The sequence below is a fragment of the Ramlibacter sp. genome, from assembly GCF_028292805.1.
Taxonomy (GTDB): Bacteria; Pseudomonadota; Gammaproteobacteria; order Burkholderiales; family Burkholderiaceae_C; genus Ramlibacter.
Genome location: NZ_JAQGLS010000220.1, coordinates 1 through 16200, shown reverse-complemented (window position 1 = coordinate 16200; position 16200 = coordinate 1). Strand labels below are relative to the sequence as shown.

Sequence of the window (16200 nt, the reverse complement as noted above, 5' to 3'; positions counted from 1 at the left end):
CGGGGCGGGCGCCGCCTGGGCCGCCACGCTGGCGGGCGGCGGGGCCTGGCGCAGGCTCGGGGGATCGAACAGCAGCGTGAAGTCGCGCTGCACCCGGCCGGTGGCCCAGGCAGCTTGCAGCACCACGTCGACGAAGGGATCGTTGACCGGGCGGTCGCTGGTCAGCCGCAGGAAATAGCGGCCGTCGGGGCGGCGCTGCAGGGTGATCTGCACGTTGGTCAGCACCGCGCTGTAGTCGAGGCCCTGGGCGCGGAAGACTTCCGGCGGGGCCACGGTGGCGCGCAGCGAGGCAATCTCTTCCGGATTGATCTCCGGCAGCTCGATGTCGGCGCGCAGGGGCTCGCCCAGCGCCGATTGAACCGTGACTCGGCCCAGCGCAAGCGCCAGTGCATCGGGACTTGCCAAGCCCAGGGAGACGGCGGCCGCCAGGGCCAGCGCGGACAGCCTGGCCCTGGGCGTACTCATCGGTTTCTGCGTCCCCACTACGCGGTCTTGAGGCAGTCTTGTTCTCTTCATGCGGCCCATCGCCTGGAGGCTAAATTCGAAAAAGGACCATAACATCAGTGTCTTAGGCTGACAAGCTGAGACACCTCTTAACGTTCCCCGCAGGCTGAGGCATTGGCTTACGCAGGCCTGGCTGTTGCCCAAGGACAACGCGGCGAAACATGGCGATACAGCTCGTCTGGGTGCCAGGCAGCGCCGTCCGCCGCCTCCTGATTGCCTCCGATCAGGCGTCCAGCAGGATGCGCAGCATGCGCCGCAGCGGCTCGGCCGCGCCCCACAGCAGCTGGTCGCCGATGGTGAAGGCGCCCACGTACTCGGGGCCCATCGCCAGCTTGCGGATGCGGCCCACCGGGATCTCCAGCGTGCCGGTCACGGCCACCGGCGTCAGGCCGGTCAGGGTGGCCTCGCGGGTGTTGGGAATCACTTTCGCCCAGGCATTGTCGGCGGCGATCATGGCTTCGATGTCCGCCACCGGCACGTCCTTCTTCAGCTTGAAGGTCAGCGCCTGGCTGTGGCAGCGCATGGCGCCCACGCGCACGCAAAAGCCATCCACCGGCACGGCGGCCGTGCCGAAGCCCGCGCCCTGGCCGAGGATCTTGTTGGTCTCGGCGCCCGCCTTCCACTCTTCGCGCGACATGCCCCAGCCGGCATCGTCCGGCTGCTTCCCGACCCCCAGGTCCTTGTCGATCCAGGGGATCAGCGAGCCGCCCAGCGGGACGCCGAAGTTCTGCGTTTCATCGGCGCTCATGCCTTGCTGGCGGGCCAGCACCTTGCGGTCGATCTCCAGGATCGCCGACCTGGGATCGTCCAGCAGCGAGCGCACTTCGGCGTTGAGCGTGCCGAACTGCGTCAGCAGCTCGCGCATGTGCTGGGCACCGCCGCCCGAGGCCGCCTGGTAGGTCATGCTGGTCATCCACTCGACCAACCCCGCCTTGTACAGCGCGCCCACGCCCATCAGCATGCAGCTGACGGTGCAGTTGCCGCCGATCCAGTTGCGCCCGCCCTTGGCCAGCGCATTCCTGATAACCGGCTGATTGACCGGGTCCAGCACGATCACGGCGTCGTCCTTCATGCGCAAGGTGGAGGCGGCGTCGATCCAATGGCCGCCCCAGCCGCCGGCGCGCAGCTTGGGGAAGACCTGGGAGGTGTAGTCACCGCCCTGGGCGGTGATGACGATGTCGCACTTTCTCAGGGCCTCGATGTCGAAGGCATCTTTCAGGGTGGCTTCGTTCTTCGCGAACGCCGGGGCCTTGCCGCCGGCGTTGGAGGTGGAGAAGAAGACGGGCTCGATCAGGCCGAAGTCGCCTTCGGCCTGCATCCGGTCCATCAGGACCGAGCCGACCATGCCGCGCCAGCCGACCAGGCCGACCAGCGGTTGTTGTCCGTTCGAGAGAGTCATTGCCGTGCGCCTTTCAGTTTGAATCTGTGTCTCCCGGCTCGTCAGGAGCCGGAAGGGGCGCGCGACGAACCGGAGCTTGCTAGCCCTTGGTGGTGGTCTTCGTCGTGATCGCTGCGACCACGGCATCGCCCATCTCGCGGGTGCCGACCTTGGTGGCCCCGCTCGACCAGATGTCCGCCGTCCGCAGTCCCGAAGCGAGCACGTCCTTCACCGCGGACTCGATCCGGTCGGCGGCTTGGGGCTGGTTCAGTGAAAAGCGAAGCATCATGGCGGCAGACAATATTGTAGCCAAAGGATTGGCAATCCCCTGGCCGGCGATATCGGGCGCGCTGCCGTGCGACGGTTCGTACAGGCCCTGGTTGCTGGCGTTCAGGCTGGCCGAGGGCAGCATGCCGATGGAGCCGGTCAGCATCGCCGCCTCGTCCGAGAGGATGTCGCCGAACATGTTGCCGGTGACGATCACGTCGAATTTCTTGGGCGCGCGCACCAGCTGCATGGCGGCGTTGTCCACGTACATGTGGTCCAGTTCCACGTCCGGATACTGCTGGCCCACCTCGGTCACCACGTCCTTCCAGAACTGGAAGGTCTCCAGCACATTGGCCTTGTCGACGCTGGTCACCCGCTTGCTGCGCTTGCGGGCGGCCTGGAACGCCACGTGGGCGATGCGCTCGATCTCCGGCCGGGCGTAACGCATGGTGTCGAAGGCTTCCTCGGCGCCGGCGTAGGCGCCGTCCGGGGCGATGCGGCGGCCGCGCGGCTGGCCAAAGTAGATGTCGCCGGTCAGCTCCCGGATGATCAGGATGTCCAGGCCGGAGATCACCTCGGGCTTGAGGCTGGAGGCGTCGACCAGCTGCTCGTAGCAGATCGCCGGGCGAAAGTTGGCGAACAGGCCCAGGTTCTTGCGCAGGCCAAGGATGGCCTGCTCCGGGCGGAACTGGCGCTCGAGCTTGTCGTACTTCCAGTCGCCGACGGCGCCGAACAGCACCGCGTCGGCTTCCTTGGCCAGCTTCAGCGTGGCTTCCGGCAGGGGATGGCCGTGGGCGTCGTAGGCGACGCCGCCCACCAGGGCTGTCTCCATCTCGAATGGAAGGTCGAGGACGGCCAGCACCTTGATGGCCTCGGCGACGATTTCGGTGCCGATGCCGTCACCCGGCAGGACTGCGATTTTCATGGGCGGTTCTTCTTATCGTTCCAGGGTGTGGGCAAGCCAGGGCTTGGTGGCGAGGCGCTCGGCCTCGAAGGCCTTGATCTTCTCGGACTTGAGCAGCGTCAGGCCGATGTCGTCGAAGCCGTTGAGCAGGCAGTACTTGCGAAACGCCTGCACCTCGAACGGGATCTCCTCGCCTTGCGCCTTGACGACCACCTGGCGCTCCAGGTCGACGGTCAGCGTGTAGCCGGGGAAGGCGTGCACTTCGTCGAACAGCTTGGCGACCGTGGCTTCAGGCAGCACGATGGGCAGCAGGCCGTTCTTGAAGCAGTTGTTGAAGAAGATGTCGGCAAAGCTCGGCGCGATCAGGGCCCGGAACCCGTACTGCTGGATCGCCCACGGCGCGTGTTCGCGCGAGGAGCCGCAGCCGAAGTTCTTGCGCGCCAGCAGCACCGACGCATTCTTGTAGCGCGGCTGGTTCAGCACGAAATCCGGGTTCGGCTGGCGTTTGCTGATGTCCTCGCCCGGCTCGCCGTGGTCGAGGTAGCGCCACTCGTCGAACAGGTTCTGGCCGAAGCCGGTCTTGCGGATCGACTTGAGGAACTGCTTGGGAATGATGGCGTCGGTGTCGACGTTCTCGCGGTCGATCGGGGCGACCAGGCCTTTGTGGACGGCAAATTTCTCCATCATTTCCTCGCCTTGTCTTCCAATTTCTCACCGGCCTTCTGAACGTCCTGGCCGAAGCCGCGCACGGTGTTGCAGCCGGCCAGCAGGAAGGCGGCGGCAAGCAGGGTGACGATGGTTTTCATGGTGAATCTCCTGGTCAGAGCTAGGGGTCAGGCGAACTGGCGAACGTCGACGAAATGTCCATGCACCGCGGCGGCCGCGGCCATGGCTGGACTGACCAGGTGCGTGCGGCCGCCGGCGCCCTGGCGGCCTTCGAAGTTGCGGTTTCTGGTGGAGGCGCAGCGCTCGCCCGGCTCGAGCCGGTCGGCGTTCATGGCCAGGCACATCGAGCAGCCCGGCTCGCGCCATTCGAAGCCGGCGGCCGTGAAGATCTCGTGCAGGCCTTCGCGCTCGGCCTGGTCTTTGACCAGCCCGGAGCCCGGCACCACCATCGCGACCTTGATGTTGGAGGCGACCTTGCGGCCCAGTTTCTTGACCAGCGCGGCGGCTTCGCGCATGTCCTCGATGCGGCTGTTGGTGCACGAGCCGATGAACACCTTGTCCAGGTACAGGTCGTTCAGTGCCTTGCCCGGCTGCAGGCCCATGTAGGCCAGCGCGCGCTCGATGGCATCGCGCTTGTTCGGGTCTTTCTCGCGGTCCGGATCCGGCACGCGGGCGTCGATGCCCAGCACCATCTCGGGCGAGGTGCCCCAGGTGACCTGCGGCAGGATCTGCGAGGCGTCAAGCTTGACCACCGTGTCGAACTTCGCGTCCGGGTCGGACTGCAGCGTGCGCCAGTAGGCCGCCGCGTGCTCGAACTCCAGCCCCTTGGGCGACAGCGGCCGGCCACGCACGTACTCGATGGTCTTCTCGTCCACCGCCACCAGGCCGGCGCGCGCGCCGGCCTCGATCGCCATGTTGCAGACCGTCATGCGGCCTTCCATCGACAGGGCGCGGATGGCAGAGCCGCCGAACTCGATGGTGTAGCCGGTGCCGCCCGCGGTGCCGATGCGGCCGATGATGGCCAGCACGATGTCCTTGGCCGTCACGCCGGCGGCCAGCTTGCCATCGACCTGCACCAGCAGGTTCTTCGCCTTCCTGGCCAGCAGCGTCTGCGTGGCCATCACGTGCTCGACTTCGGAGGTGCCGATGCCGTGCGCCAGCGCGCCGAAGGCGCCGTGGGTGGAGGTGTGCGAGTCGCCGCAGACGACAGTCATGCCGGGCAGCGTCGCGCCCTGCTCGGGGCCGATCACGTGCACGATGCCTTGCCGCTTGGACAGGAACGGGAAGTACGCCGCCGCCCCGAACTCGGCGATGTTCTTGTCCAGCGTCGTCACCTGCTCCTTGCTGATCGGGTCGGTGATGCCGCCGTAGCCCAGATCCCAGCCGGTGGTGGGCGTGTTGTGGTCGGCGGTGGCGACGATCGAGCTGATGCGCCAGACCTTGCGGCCGGCCTCGCGCAGGCCCTCGAACGCCTGCGGGCTGGTTACTTCGTGCACCAGGTGGCGGTCGATGTAGAGGACGGCGGTGCCGTCGTCCTCGGAATGGACGACGTGCTCGTCCCAGATCTTGTCGTAGAGGGTGCGTCCCATGGAAGGTCCTTTGGCTTTCGATTCTATGCGGCGGCAGCGAGTGCTTCGGCCGGCTCGGGGGCAGGGTCGGCGCGACCACGCAGGTGGTCCACCAGCAGCCGCGCGGTCAGCGGCAGGGTGGAGAAATCGCGCGCCACCAGGCTGATGGCACGGGGCGCCCAGGCGTCGGTCAGTCGCACGCAGGCGAGGTCGCCCACGCCGTGCATCAGGGTGAAGGCGCGGCGCGGCATGACGCCCACCCCCAGGCCGTTGTGGATCATCCGGCACATGGCGTCCAGGCCGGTGACGTGGATGCGCAGCCGGATGGTGCGGCCGCTCGCGGCCGCCGCTTCGCGCATCGCCAGGTAGATGGAGCTGTTGGAGTGCAGCCCGACGTGGTCCAGGTCCAGCGTGTCGTCGAAGGCGACGGCTGCGCGGCTGGCCAGAGCGTGGTCGCGCGGCACGATCAGCACCAGTTCGTCGCGCCGGTAGGGCAGGGCCTGCAGGCCGTGGCCGCCGGCGACGCCGGCGTGGCAGATGCCCACGTCGGCCGTGCCTTCCTGCACCGCGCGCAGCACCTCGGTGCTCAGGTGCTCCTCCAAATCGATCTTGACCTGCGGATGCTCGCGCGAAAAGGCGCCCAGGTCTTCCGGCAGGAACTGCACGATGGCGGAGATGTTGGCGTGGATGCGCACGTGGCCGCGCACGCCCTGCGCGTACTCCGACAGCTCGGCCTGCATCTTCTCCAGGCTGAACAGGACCGAGCGGGCGTGGTGCAGCAGGCTCTCGCCGGCCGGCGTCAGGTCGACGCCGCGGGTGTGTCGGTACAGCAGCGGCGTCTGCAGCGTGGCCTCCAGGTCCGACAATCGCTTGCTGACCGCCGAGGCCGCGATGAACTCGCGCTCGGCGGCGCGGCCGATCGACCCCAGCTCGCAGACAGCGACGAACAGCTGCAGCGAGGTCAGGTCGATCCGGCGGGCGAAGGAGCGTTCCGAGGTGTCCATGGGGTGGATGGCATCGCCAGTGACGATGTCGAACAGTGATTTTCTCAGTAAAATGGTGACTTGGTCATCGTGATATGCGATGGCCGGCGACGCGGAGGGGCCGTTCACCTTCCAGTCCACGCAATCCCACCCCTTGCCCATGTCCGACCTCCAGGCCTTGAGACTCGCGCCTGCCGGCGCCGACCGCAGGCTCACCCCCGAGCAGCAGCGCTTCAACGGCCTGGTCGAGCAGATCGAGCAGGCTCGCGCGGCCTTGCAGGCCTGGCGGGACAGCATTGCCGACTACCGCAAGGGCTATGCCAAGACGCTGGGGCCGCTGCAGGCGCAGCTGCGCGCGGCTCGGCGGCGCTGGGCCCTGGCACTGGACGCCGCCGGCGACCGGCCCGGCTGGAGCCGGGCCGAGCAAGCCGCCTTGAGCGAACTGGTGGTGGAAACCGCCGGCGACCTGCTGGCTCTGGATGGCAGCGACGCGCAGCTGGCAGCCCTGTTCGCCCGCCATGGCGACGGGGCGTTCGAGGCCCCGAGCCCGGACCCGGACCCGGACCCGGACCGAGATCTGGGCGACGCGGCGCCCCCACCCGATTCGAGCGCCGCACGGCGCCGCAAGAGCGGCGCCGTGCGGCGGCGCGCCCAGGAAGAGCAGGATGCGTCGCAATCGGTACGCGACGTGTTCCGCAAACTGGCCAGTGCGCTGCACCCGGACCGGGCCACCGACCCGGTCGAGCGCGCGACCCGGACCGGCCTGATGCAGGAGGCCAACCGCGCGTACGCGCAGTCCGACCTGCTCGCGCTGCTGGAACTGCAGCTGCGCATCGAGCAGGTGGATGCCGCCCACGTGGCGGCCATGGATGCGCGCCGGCTGCGCCACTACAGCAAAGTGCTGGCCGGGCAGCTGGACGAGCTCAGGGCCGAGATCCGGCGCGTCGACGCCGAGTTCAGTGATGACGTCGGTCTGGAGCCGCTGGGCACCCTGCACCCGCGCAAGATGGGTGAGCTGCTGCGGCGCCAGGCCGCAAGCCTGCGCGATGGGCTGGCGCAGATGGAGCTGCTGCTGCGGATGCTGGCCGACCCGGTTGCCGCCAGGCGCTGGCTCAAGAGCCGGCGCTAGCGCCCCATGAAGAAGGCCCGCTGACGCGGGCCTTCCTGGTTCGACCGCGGCGGAATCAGCGCTGCGACAGCGGCGCCACGTCGCGCCTGGGCGAGCCCACGAACAGCTGGCGCGGACGACCGATCTTGTACTCCGGGTCGCCGATCATCTCGTTGAGCTGGGCGATCCAGCCGACGGTGCGGGCCAGCGCGAAGATCGCGGTGAACAGGCCGACCGGGATGCCGATCGCGCGCTGCACGATGCCGGAGTAGAAGTCGACGTTGGGGTACAGCTTGCGGGAGACGAAGTATTCGTCTTCCAGCGCCACCTTCTCCAGGGCCATGGCCAGCTTGAACAGCGGGTCGTTCTGCAGGCCCAGCTCGGCCAGCACTTCATGGCAGGTCTCGCGCATCAGCTTGGCGCGCGGGTCGTAGTTCTTGTACACGCGGTGGCCGAAGCCCATCAGCTTGATGCCGCTGTTCTTGTCCTTGACCTTGGAGACGAACTCGCCGATCTTGGCCACGCCGCCCATCTTCTGGATGTCTTCCAGCATGTTCAGCGCCGCTTCGTTGGCGCCGCCGTGCGCCGGCCCCCACAGGCAGGCCACGCCGGCCGCGATGGCGGCGAAGGGGTTGGTGCCGGACGAGCCGCACAGGCGGACGGTGGAGGTCGAAGCGTTCTGCTCGTGGTCGGCGTGCAGGATGAAGATACGGTCCATGGCGCGCACCAGCACGTCGTTGGGCACGTACTCCTCGCACGGGGTGGCGAACATCATGCGCATGAAGTTCGCGGTGTACGACAGGTCGTTCTTCGGGTAGATGTACGGCTGGCCGACGCTGTACTTGTATGCCATCGCCACCAGGGTGGGCATCTTGGCGATCAGGCGGATCGCCGAAATCTCGCGGTGTTCCGGATTGTTGATGTCCGTGCTGTCGTGATAGAAGGCCGACAGCGCGCCGACCAGTCCGGTCATGACCGCCATCGGATGGGCATCACGGCGAAAGCCGCGCAGGAAGAACTGCATTTGCTCGTTGACCATCGTATGGTTGGTCACGCGGGCGTCGAAGTCCTTCTTCTTCTGCGCGTCAGGCAGTTCGCCGTACAGCAGCAGGTGGCAGGTCTCCAGGAAATCGCAGTTGGTGGCCAGCTGCTCGATCGGGTAGCCGCGGTACAGCAACTCGCCCTTGTCGCCGTCGATGTAGGTGATGGCGGACTGGCAGGAAGCTGTCGACATGAAGCCGGGGTCGTACGTGAACATGCCGGTCTGCGCATACAGCTTGCGGATGTCGATCACGTCCGGGCCGATGCTGCCCTGGTAGACCGGCAGCTCGACGTTGGGGCTGCCATTGCTGAACGACAGGGTGGCTTTGTTGTCTGCGAGTTTCATCACGGTTTCCTAAACAGTTTTCATTTGCCCGAGTGGCGGCGACGCCGGCGCCGGCAGGCGCAGCATCTCCAGCACTTGTCTCACCTGGGGCCGGGCCAGCTCGCCCTCGGGATCCCGGCGCCGCAGCAGCAGGTCCAGCAGGTCGTTGTCGGCCAGCTCCATCAACTCGCCCAGCGCTTGCGCCTGCCCCACGGTGAGGGTGGCCGCATGCTGCTCGAAAAAGCGAGCGATCAGCAGGTCGTTCTCGAGCAGCCCGCGGCGGCAGCGCCAGCGAAGCTTGCTCAGGCCCCGTTCGTCGAGCAGCTCTTGCGCCATTGTCGCCAATTTGGTCACACCGCGCGGCGGACCATCAGTTCCTTGATCTTGCCGATCGCCATCGTCGGGTTCAGGCCCTTGGGGCAGACGTCGACGCAGTTCATGATGGTGTGGCAGCGGAACAGGCGGTACGGGTCTTCCAGGTTGTCCAGGCGCTCGGCGGTGCCTTCGTCGCGGCTGTCGGCGATGAAGCGGTAGGCCTGCAGCAGGCCGGCCGGGCCGACGAACTTGTCGGGGTTCCACCAGAAGCTGGGGCAGGCCGTGGAGCAGCTGGCGCACAGGATGCATTCGTACAGGCCGTTGAGCTCGTCGCGCTCTTCCGGCGACTGCAGGCGCTCGGTCTCGGGCGGGATGCTGTCGTTGACCAGGTACGGCTTGATCGAGTGGTACTGCTTGAAGAAGTCGGTCATGTCGACGATCAGGTCGCGTACCACCGGCAGACCGGGCAGCGGCTTGAGCGTGATCGGGCCCTTCAGCGTCAGCAGGTTGGCCAGGCAGGCCAGGCCGTTCTTGCCGTTGATGTTCATCGCATCCGAGCCGCACACGCCTTCGCGGCAGGATCGGCGGAACGACAGCGTCGGGTCCTGCGCCTTCAGCTTCATCAGGGCGTCGAGCAGCATGCGCTCGTTGCCCTCCAGCTCGATCTCGATCGTCTGCATGTACGGCTTGGCGTCCTTGTCGGGATCGTAGCGGTAGATGTGGAAGGTGCGCTTTTCCATGGGGAGTCCGTTATCTTGAAAGGGTGTGCGGGTCAGCAGGAGTACGTATGCGGAACTGCTTAGAACGTGCGCACCTTGGGTGGCACCGAGTCCACCGTCAGCGGCTTGAGCTTGACCGCCTTGTAGGCCAGCCGGTTGTCCTGGCTGTACCACAGGCTGTGCTTCATCCAGTTGACGTCGTCGCGGCCCAGCGGCGCCACGGCGTCGTCGGCCGGCCGCTCGTAGTCCTTGACCGTGTGGGCGCCGCGGCATTCCTTGCGGGCGGCCGCCGAGACGATGGTGGCTTGCGCCGCCTCGATCAGGTTCTCGACTTCCAGCGCCTCGATGCGGGCGGTGTTGAAGATCTTGGACTTGTCCTTGAGCTCGATGCCGGCCACGCGCTCGCGGATGGCGGCGATCTTGCGCACGCCCTCGTCCATGCTGGCCTGGGTGCGGAACACGGCCGCGTGCTGCTGCATCGAGGCGCGGATGTCGTTGGCCACGTCCTGCGAGTACTCGCCCGAGCGGGTGTTCTCCAGGCGGTTCAGGCGCTCCAGCGACTGGTCGGCGCAGTCGGCGGGCAGCGACTTGTGCGACTTGCTGCGGCTGGCGAACTCGACGATGTGGTTGCCGGCGGCCTTGCCGAACACCAGCAGGTCCAGCAGCGAGTTGGTGCCCAGGCGGTTGGCCCCGTGCACGCTGACGCAGGAGCATTCGCCCACCGCGTACAGGCCGTTGATGGGCGCGTTATCGTCGCCCGGCTGCTGCGACACCACCTGGCCGTTGATGTTGGTGGGAATGCCGCCCATCTGGTAGTGGATGGTGGGCACCACTGGAATCGGCTCGCGCGTGATGTCGACGTTGGCGAAGTTGACGCCGATCTCGTAGACCGACGGCAGCCGCTTGTGGATGGTCTCGGCGCCCAGGTGGTCGAGCTTGAGCAGCACGTAGTCCTTGTTGGGACCACAGCCGCGTCCTTCCTTGATCTCCTGGTCCATCGAGCGGGACACGAAGTCGCGCGGCGCCAGGTCTTTCAGCGTCGGGGCATAACGCTCCATGAAGCGCTCGCCATTGCTGTTCAGCAAGATCGCGCCTTCGCCGCGGCAGCCTTCGGTCAGCAGCACGCCGGCGCCGGCCACGCCGGTGGGGTGGAATTGCCAGAACTCCATGTCTTCCAGCGGGATGCCGGCGCGCGCCGCCATGCCCAGGCCGTCGCCGGTGTTGATGAAGGCGTTGGTGGAAGCGGCGAAGATGCGGCCGGCGCCACCGGTGGCCAGCAGCACGGTCTTGGCGTGCAGCACGTGCAGGTCGCCGGTTTCCATCTCCAGGGCGGTCACGCCGACCACGTCGCCTTCGCCGTCGCGGATCAGGTCCAGCGCCATCCACTCGACGAAGAAGCTGGTGCGGGCCTTGACGTTCTGCTGGTACAGCGTGTGCAGCATGGCGTGGCCGGTGCGGTCGGCGGCGGCGCAGGCGCGCTGCACCGGCTTTTCGCCGTAGTTGGCGGTGTGGCCGCCGAACGGGCGCTGGTAGATCGTGCCGTCCGGGTTGCGGTCGAACGGCATGCCGAAGTGCTCCAGCTCGTAGACCACCTTGGGCGCCTCGCGGCACATGTACTCGATGGCATCCTGGTCGCCCAGCCAGTCCGAGCCCTTGACGGTGTCGTAGAAGTGGTAGTGCCAGTTGTCCTCGGACATGTTGCCCAGGGACGCGCCGATGCCGCCTTGCGCCGCCACGGTGTGCGAGCGGGTCGGGAAGACCTTGGACAGCACGGCCACGTTCAGGCCGGCCCGGGCCAGTTGCAGCGAGGCGCGCATGCCGGAGCCGCCGGCGCCGACGATGACGACATCGAACTTGCGGGTGGTGATGTTCTTGCTGGTGTAGCTCATGGTGTTCTTCAGACTCTCCAGAGGACCTGGATGGCCCAGCCGGCGCAGCCGACCAGCCAGACGATGACGATGACCTGGAGCGCCAGGCGGATGCCCACCGGCTTGACGTAGTCCATCAGCACGTCGCGCATGCCCACCCACACGTGCAGGACCAGGCCGAGGATGGTGGCGAAGGTCAGCATCTTCATCCACTGCGGATGGAAGATGCCGGCCCAGCTCTCGTAGCTGACCGGGCCGCTGGTGAACAGCACCTTGGCCAGCACCACGAAGGTGAAAAGGGCCATCAGGAGGGCGGTGGCGCGCTGCGCGAGCCAGTCGCGGGTGCCGTAGTGGGCGCCGACGACGCTGCGGCGCGAGCCGTAATTGACTGCCATGTTGTTTCTCCTGGCTGGGTTGTTCAATAAACGCCGAACAGCTTGAGCGCCAGCACGAAGGTCAGGAGCACGCTGGACACCAGCGTGACCTTGGCCGACATGAAGCCCCATTCCTTGCTGACGGCCTTGTGGCTCAAGTCCATCCACACGTGGCGCAGCCCGGCGATGAAGTGGTGCAGGTAGGCCCAGATCAGGGCCAGCGCGACCAGCTTGACGAGCACGCCGAGCGCGCCGCCGCTGAAGGCGTGGCGCAGGCGGGCGCTGGAAATCTCCGAGGAGACCGAGGTGTCGAAGATCCAGATGATGAAGGGCAGCAGCACGAACATCAGCACACCGCTGATGCGGTGCAGGATCGACACGATGCCCGCCGCCGGCAGGCGGTACTTGGGCAAGTCCGTCAGGGCGTTGATGTTGCGGAACTCGGGCCGCTTCTTGGCGAGCTCTGTCATGGGGTTTCTTTCAGGATGGCGGGCATGCGCTGCGGAAAATGGGGGGAGGGAAAGGTGCGGACAGCCCAAAATTCTATTGCAATGCAACAGACTGATACGCAAGCGCGACAAATGACCTGTCGCCGCGGTTCAGTTCAGGTCGTTGCGGTAGTGGTGGCTATCGGTGCGGTAGAGGCCGCGCCGCAGCTCCATCGGCAGGTCGTTGTAGGTGAGAGAAAGCCGCTCCACGCTGAGCAGCGGCGCGCCTTCGCGCAGGGCCAGCAAGCGCGCCTGCTGCGCGTCGGCGGCCACGGCCCGGATCTTTTCCTCGGCCCGCACCATGCGCACGCCGAACTCCAGTTCGAACATCGCGTAGGTGGGACCCTGGTAGCCCGCCATCTGCTCCGCCGTCAGGCCCTTGAAGGTGGTGCCCGGCAGCCAGATTTCTTCCAGGATGGTCGGCACGCCGCCAAAGGACAGCACGCGCCGCACCTGCACCACCGGGTCGCCGGTGCGCAGTGCCAGGCCGCGGGCGATTTCGGCGCTGGCGCGCACGCGCCGGCACTCCAGCACGTCGCGGTGGGCCGGGCCCTCGCTGTCGCGGTCGCCGCTGTCGGGCACCAGCTTGAGGAAGCGGTAGCGCACGTGCTGTTCGGCATGGGTGGCGACGAAGGTGCCCTTGCCCTGGCGGCGCACCACCAGGTTGTCGGCCGCCAGTTCGTCGATGGCCTTGCGCACCGTGCCCTGGCTGACGCGAAAGCGCGCCGCCAGTTCCATCTCGCTGGGGATCGCCTCGGCCGGCTTCCACTCGCCCGACTGCAGCCGCTGCAGGATCAGGCCCTTGATCTGCTGGTACAGCGGGCTGAAAGCCGCCGTCGTCGGGGCCGGGGCGTCGGCGCCGGCCGCATCGGTTTCGGGTGGAGGTGGGTGAGCGACGGCCATGGAGGATGGGGCAGGGCGCGGGGCCCGACCAAGCCGGGATGATATCTTATATAAGACATAAGACAAATTGACCCAGGCGGGTTTTCACGGGTACACTCCCGGGCTGTCCAGGCGGGCCATCGCAGCTGCGCCGCACCGCCTCGCCGGCACCGTATTCGCCCCAACTTCCTTCGGAGATTTTCCATGAGCAAGAAGCCCGTTCGCGTTGCTGTCACCGGCGCCGCCGGCCAGATCGGTTATGCCCTGCTGTTCCGCATCGCCTCCGGCGAGATGCTGGGCAAGGACCAGCCCGTGATCCTGCAGCTGCTGGAAGTCCCGGTGGAGGGCCCGCAAAAGGCGCTCAAGGGCGTGATGATGGAGCTGGAAGACTGCGCCTTCCCGCTGCTGGCCGGCATGGAAGCCCACAGCGACCCGATGACCGCCTTCAAGGACACCGACTACGCGCTGCTGGTCGGCTCGATGCCGCGCAAGGCCGGGATGGAGCGCTCGGAGCTGCTGGCCATCAACGGCAAGATCTTCACCGCCCAGGGCCAGGCCCTGGACAAGGTCGCTTCTCGCAACGTCAAGGTGCTGGTGGTCGGCAACCCGGCCAACACCAACGCCTACATCGCGATGAAGAGCGCGCCCAGCCTGCCGCGCCAGAACTTCACCGCCATGCTGCGGCTGGACCACAACCGCGCGCTGTCGCAGGTGGCCGCCAAGACCGGCACTGCCGTCGCCGACATCGAGCAGCTGACCGTGTGGGGCAACCATTCGCCCACCATGTACGCCGACTACCGTTTCGCCACGGTTGGCGGCAAGGCGGTCAAGGACCTGATCAACGACCAGGAGTGGAACAAGAACGTGTTCCTGCCGACGGTGGGCAAGCGCGGCGCCGCGATCATCGAAGCGCGCGGCCTGTCGTCTGCCGCCTCCGCCGCCAATGCCGCCATCGACCACATGCGCGACTGGGCGCTGGGCTCCAACGGCAAGTGGGTCACCATGGGCGTGCCGTCGGACGGCCAGTACGGCATCCCCAAGGACACCATGTTCGGCTTCCCGGTCACCACCCGCAACGGCGAATACAAGATCGTCGAAGGCCTGGAGATCGATGCCTTCTCGCAGGAGCGCATCGACCTGACGCTCAAGGAGCTGCAGGACGAGCAGGCCGGCGTCGCGCATCTGGTCTGAGGTGCCAAAGGGCTGGGAACTAGGGGAATGCCGGCCCGGATGCCTCCTCCCCAGCCCGTCCCTAGCGCCTAGCCCTTCCCTAGCCCCAGCCCTCCATGCACCCCAGAGACATCCTCCTCGGCGCCCAGGCGCGCACCAGCAGCTTGCCGGTGTGCGACCACTACAGCGGCGTCGAGTCGCGCATGCGCAAGAGCCTGCAGCTGCAGGCCGAGATGGCGCAGGAGTTCGGCGCCTGCGTGTTCGACGTCACCCTCGACTGCGAGGACGGCGCCCCGGTGGGCGGTGAGGCCGAGCATGCGGCGCTGGTGACGGAGCTGGCACTGGGCGCCGCGCCCGGGGCCCGGGTCGCGGTGCGGGTGCACCCGGTCGACCATCCCGCGTTCGAAAGCGACATCGCCATCATCGTCGGCAAGGCCGGCGCGCGGCTGGTGCACGTGATGCTGCCCAAGGTGGAGTCGCCGGCCGACGTCGAGCGTGCCGCCAGGGCCCTGGACGCCGCGGGCGCGCCGCAGCTCGCGCTGCAGGGCCTGATCGAGTCGCCGGCGGCGGTGCACCGCGCCTTCGACATCGCTGCTCACTCGCGCATGCAGTCGCTCAGCTTCGGCCTGATGGACTTCGTCTCCGCCCACGGCGGCGCCATTCCGTCGCACGGCATGGGCGTCGAAGGCCAGTTCACGCACCCGCTGGTGGTGCGCGCCAAGCTGGAAATCGCCTCGGCCTGCCACGCGCACGGCAAGGTGCCTTCGCATGGCGTGGTCACGGAATTCCGCGACCAGGCCGCTTTCCGGGCCGCGGCGTCGCGTGCAGCCAACGAGTTCGGTTACACCCGGATGTGGAGCATCCACCCAGACCAGATCAGGGCCATCGTGGAAGTGTTTGCTCCCAGCGCCAACGAAATTCACAAGGCGTCACAGATTCTGGGGCTTGCGGAGGCGGCAAGCTGGGCACCGATCAGCTTCGACGGCAAACTTGAGGACAGGGCGAGCTATCGGTATTACTGGCAGGTGCTGGAGAGGGCGCACCAGACCGGAAGACAGCTCCCCGAAGAAGCGCGCGGCTGGTTCGCCACCGTGCGTCCCTGAGTCCAACGGAGAGACGCCATGAAAATCGTTTTTGCTTCCATCCTGATCGCTTCCATGTCGGCTGCGGCGTTCGCCCAGACCGCCGCACCGGCGGCCAAGCCCGCCGCGAAGAAGGCGGAGCCTGCCAAGAAGGCCCCGGTCGCCAAGAAGGCGCCGTCGCGCCTGGCCATCGAGGAAGCCACGGCCATGTCCGAGCCGGATCCGCGCATCAAGCTCAATGAAGGCCAGATGGCGATCGCCAGGACGGTCCACACCGGCGACATCAAGTGCGAACTCGGCGCCCACGTGACCATCAAGGCGATGAAGCGCGATGGCTTCTTCTTCGTGACGCACGGCATCAACCGCTTCGTGATGCACCCGGTGGAAAGCCGCACCGGCGCCATCCGCCTGGAAGACCCGGTGCGCGGCGCGCTCTGGCTGCAGATCGCCAACAAGTCGATGCTGATGAACCAGAAGGAAGGCAAGCGCCTTGCCGACGAATGCCAGAGCCCGGAGCAGCTGAAGGTCGCGGAGGACATGAAGAATCGCCCGGCGATC

General features: G+C 67.1%; 18 protein-coding genes. 4 read left to right on the top strand and 14 right to left on the bottom strand.

The window, feature by feature from the left end; translation table 11 throughout:
* The 7 genes from JWP65_RS13725 to JWP65_RS13695 form a co-directional block, all read right to left on the bottom strand.
* On the bottom strand, nt 1-465 hold a 465-nt coding region (locus tag JWP65_RS13725; RefSeq protein ID WP_367280513.1), incomplete at its 3' end, for a FimV family protein.
* 262 nt (nt 466-727) lie between these two features.
* Nucleotides 728-1903: an aspartate-semialdehyde dehydrogenase gene (gene asd / locus JWP65_RS13720; protein ID WP_299764620.1), complete on the bottom strand. Its 1176-nt coding sequence runs from the start codon at nt 1901-1903 to the stop codon at nt 728-730.
* 79 nt (nt 1904-1982) lie between these two features.
* A complete protein-coding gene (gene leuB, locus JWP65_RS13715; RefSeq protein ID WP_299764619.1) occupies nt 1983-3074 on the bottom strand; it encodes a 3-isopropylmalate dehydrogenase in 1092 nt (363 codons plus the stop codon).
* Between the two features lie 12 nt (nt 3075-3086).
* Nucleotides 3087-3737, bottom strand: coding sequence for a 3-isopropylmalate dehydratase small subunit (gene leuD / locus JWP65_RS13710; protein ID WP_299764622.1), 651 nt, complete (start codon nt 3735-3737; stop codon nt 3087-3089).
* Nucleotides 3737-3859, bottom strand: a complete 123-nt coding sequence (locus JWP65_RS13705; RefSeq protein ID WP_299764617.1) for an entericidin A/B family lipoprotein — start codon at nt 3857-3859, stop codon at nt 3737-3739. Before JWP65_RS13705 ends, leuD begins: the two co-directional genes overlap by 1 nt.
* A gap of 27 nt (nt 3860-3886) precedes the next feature.
* Nucleotides 3887-5308, bottom strand: a complete 1422-nt coding sequence (leuC, locus tag JWP65_RS13700; protein ID WP_299764615.1) for a 3-isopropylmalate dehydratase large subunit — start codon at nt 5306-5308, stop codon at nt 3887-3889.
* A 23-nt stretch (nt 5309-5331) separates the two neighbouring features.
* Nucleotides 5332-6291, bottom strand: a complete 960-nt coding sequence (locus JWP65_RS13695) for a LysR substrate-binding domain-containing protein (RefSeq protein ID WP_299764613.1) — start codon at nt 6289-6291, stop codon at nt 5332-5334.
* A 139-nt stretch (nt 6292-6430) separates the two neighbouring features.
* Between JWP65_RS13695 and JWP65_RS13690 the strand changes: the two genes are divergently transcribed.
* A complete protein-coding gene (locus JWP65_RS13690) occupies nt 6431-7399 on the top strand; it encodes a J domain-containing protein (RefSeq protein WP_299764611.1) in 969 nt (322 codons plus the stop codon).
* A 55-nt stretch (nt 7400-7454) separates the two neighbouring features.
* Here JWP65_RS13690 and JWP65_RS13685 read toward each other — a convergent pair whose 3' ends face one another.
* The 7 genes from JWP65_RS13685 to JWP65_RS13655 form a co-directional block, all read right to left on the bottom strand.
* Nucleotides 7455-8765: a citrate synthase gene (locus JWP65_RS13685; protein ID WP_299764609.1), complete on the bottom strand. Its 1311-nt coding sequence runs from the start codon at nt 8763-8765 to the stop codon at nt 7455-7457.
* Nucleotides 8766-8774: 9 nt separating this feature from the next.
* Entirely contained in the window at nt 8775-9080 is a 306-nt protein-coding gene (locus JWP65_RS13680; RefSeq protein ID WP_299764607.1) for a succinate dehydrogenase assembly factor 2, read from the bottom strand.
* A gap of 14 nt (nt 9081-9094) precedes the next feature.
* Nucleotides 9095-9799: a succinate dehydrogenase iron-sulfur subunit gene (locus tag JWP65_RS13675; protein ID WP_299764605.1), complete on the bottom strand. Its 705-nt coding sequence runs from the start codon at nt 9797-9799 to the stop codon at nt 9095-9097.
* 59 nt (nt 9800-9858) lie between these two features.
* The gene (gene sdhA / locus JWP65_RS13670; RefSeq protein WP_299764603.1) at nt 9859-11667 is read right to left on the bottom strand and encodes a succinate dehydrogenase flavoprotein subunit; all 1809 of its coding nucleotides are present in this window, start codon (nt 11665-11667) and stop codon (nt 9859-9861) included.
* Between the two features lie 8 nt (nt 11668-11675).
* Nucleotides 11676-12041, bottom strand: a complete 366-nt coding sequence (gene sdhD, locus JWP65_RS13665; protein ID WP_299764602.1) for a succinate dehydrogenase, hydrophobic membrane anchor protein — start codon at nt 12039-12041, stop codon at nt 11676-11678.
* Nucleotides 12042-12064: 23 nt separating this feature from the next.
* Nucleotides 12065-12490: a succinate dehydrogenase, cytochrome b556 subunit gene (gene sdhC, locus JWP65_RS13660; RefSeq protein WP_299764600.1), complete on the bottom strand. Its 426-nt coding sequence runs from the start codon at nt 12488-12490 to the stop codon at nt 12065-12067.
* A 129-nt stretch (nt 12491-12619) separates the two neighbouring features.
* The gene (locus tag JWP65_RS13655; protein ID WP_299764598.1) at nt 12620-13411 is read right to left on the bottom strand and encodes a GntR family transcriptional regulator; all 792 of its coding nucleotides are present in this window, start codon (nt 13409-13411) and stop codon (nt 12620-12622) included.
* Between the two features lie 183 nt (nt 13412-13594).
* On the opposite strand from JWP65_RS13655, the gene JWP65_RS13650 reads away from it, so the two are divergent.
* The 3 genes from JWP65_RS13650 to JWP65_RS13640 form a co-directional block, all read left to right on the top strand.
* Complete coding sequence (locus JWP65_RS13650) at nt 13595-14581, top strand: malate dehydrogenase (protein WP_299764596.1); 987 nt, start codon at nt 13595-13597, stop codon at nt 14579-14581.
* A 95-nt stretch (nt 14582-14676) separates the two neighbouring features.
* Nucleotides 14677-15663: an aldolase/citrate lyase family protein gene (locus JWP65_RS13645; RefSeq protein WP_299764594.1), complete on the top strand. Its 987-nt coding sequence runs from the start codon at nt 14677-14679 to the stop codon at nt 15661-15663.
* Between the two features lie 18 nt (nt 15664-15681).
* The coding region (locus tag JWP65_RS13640) for a hypothetical protein (RefSeq protein WP_299764592.1) at nt 15682-16200 on the top strand (519 nt) is incomplete at its 3' end.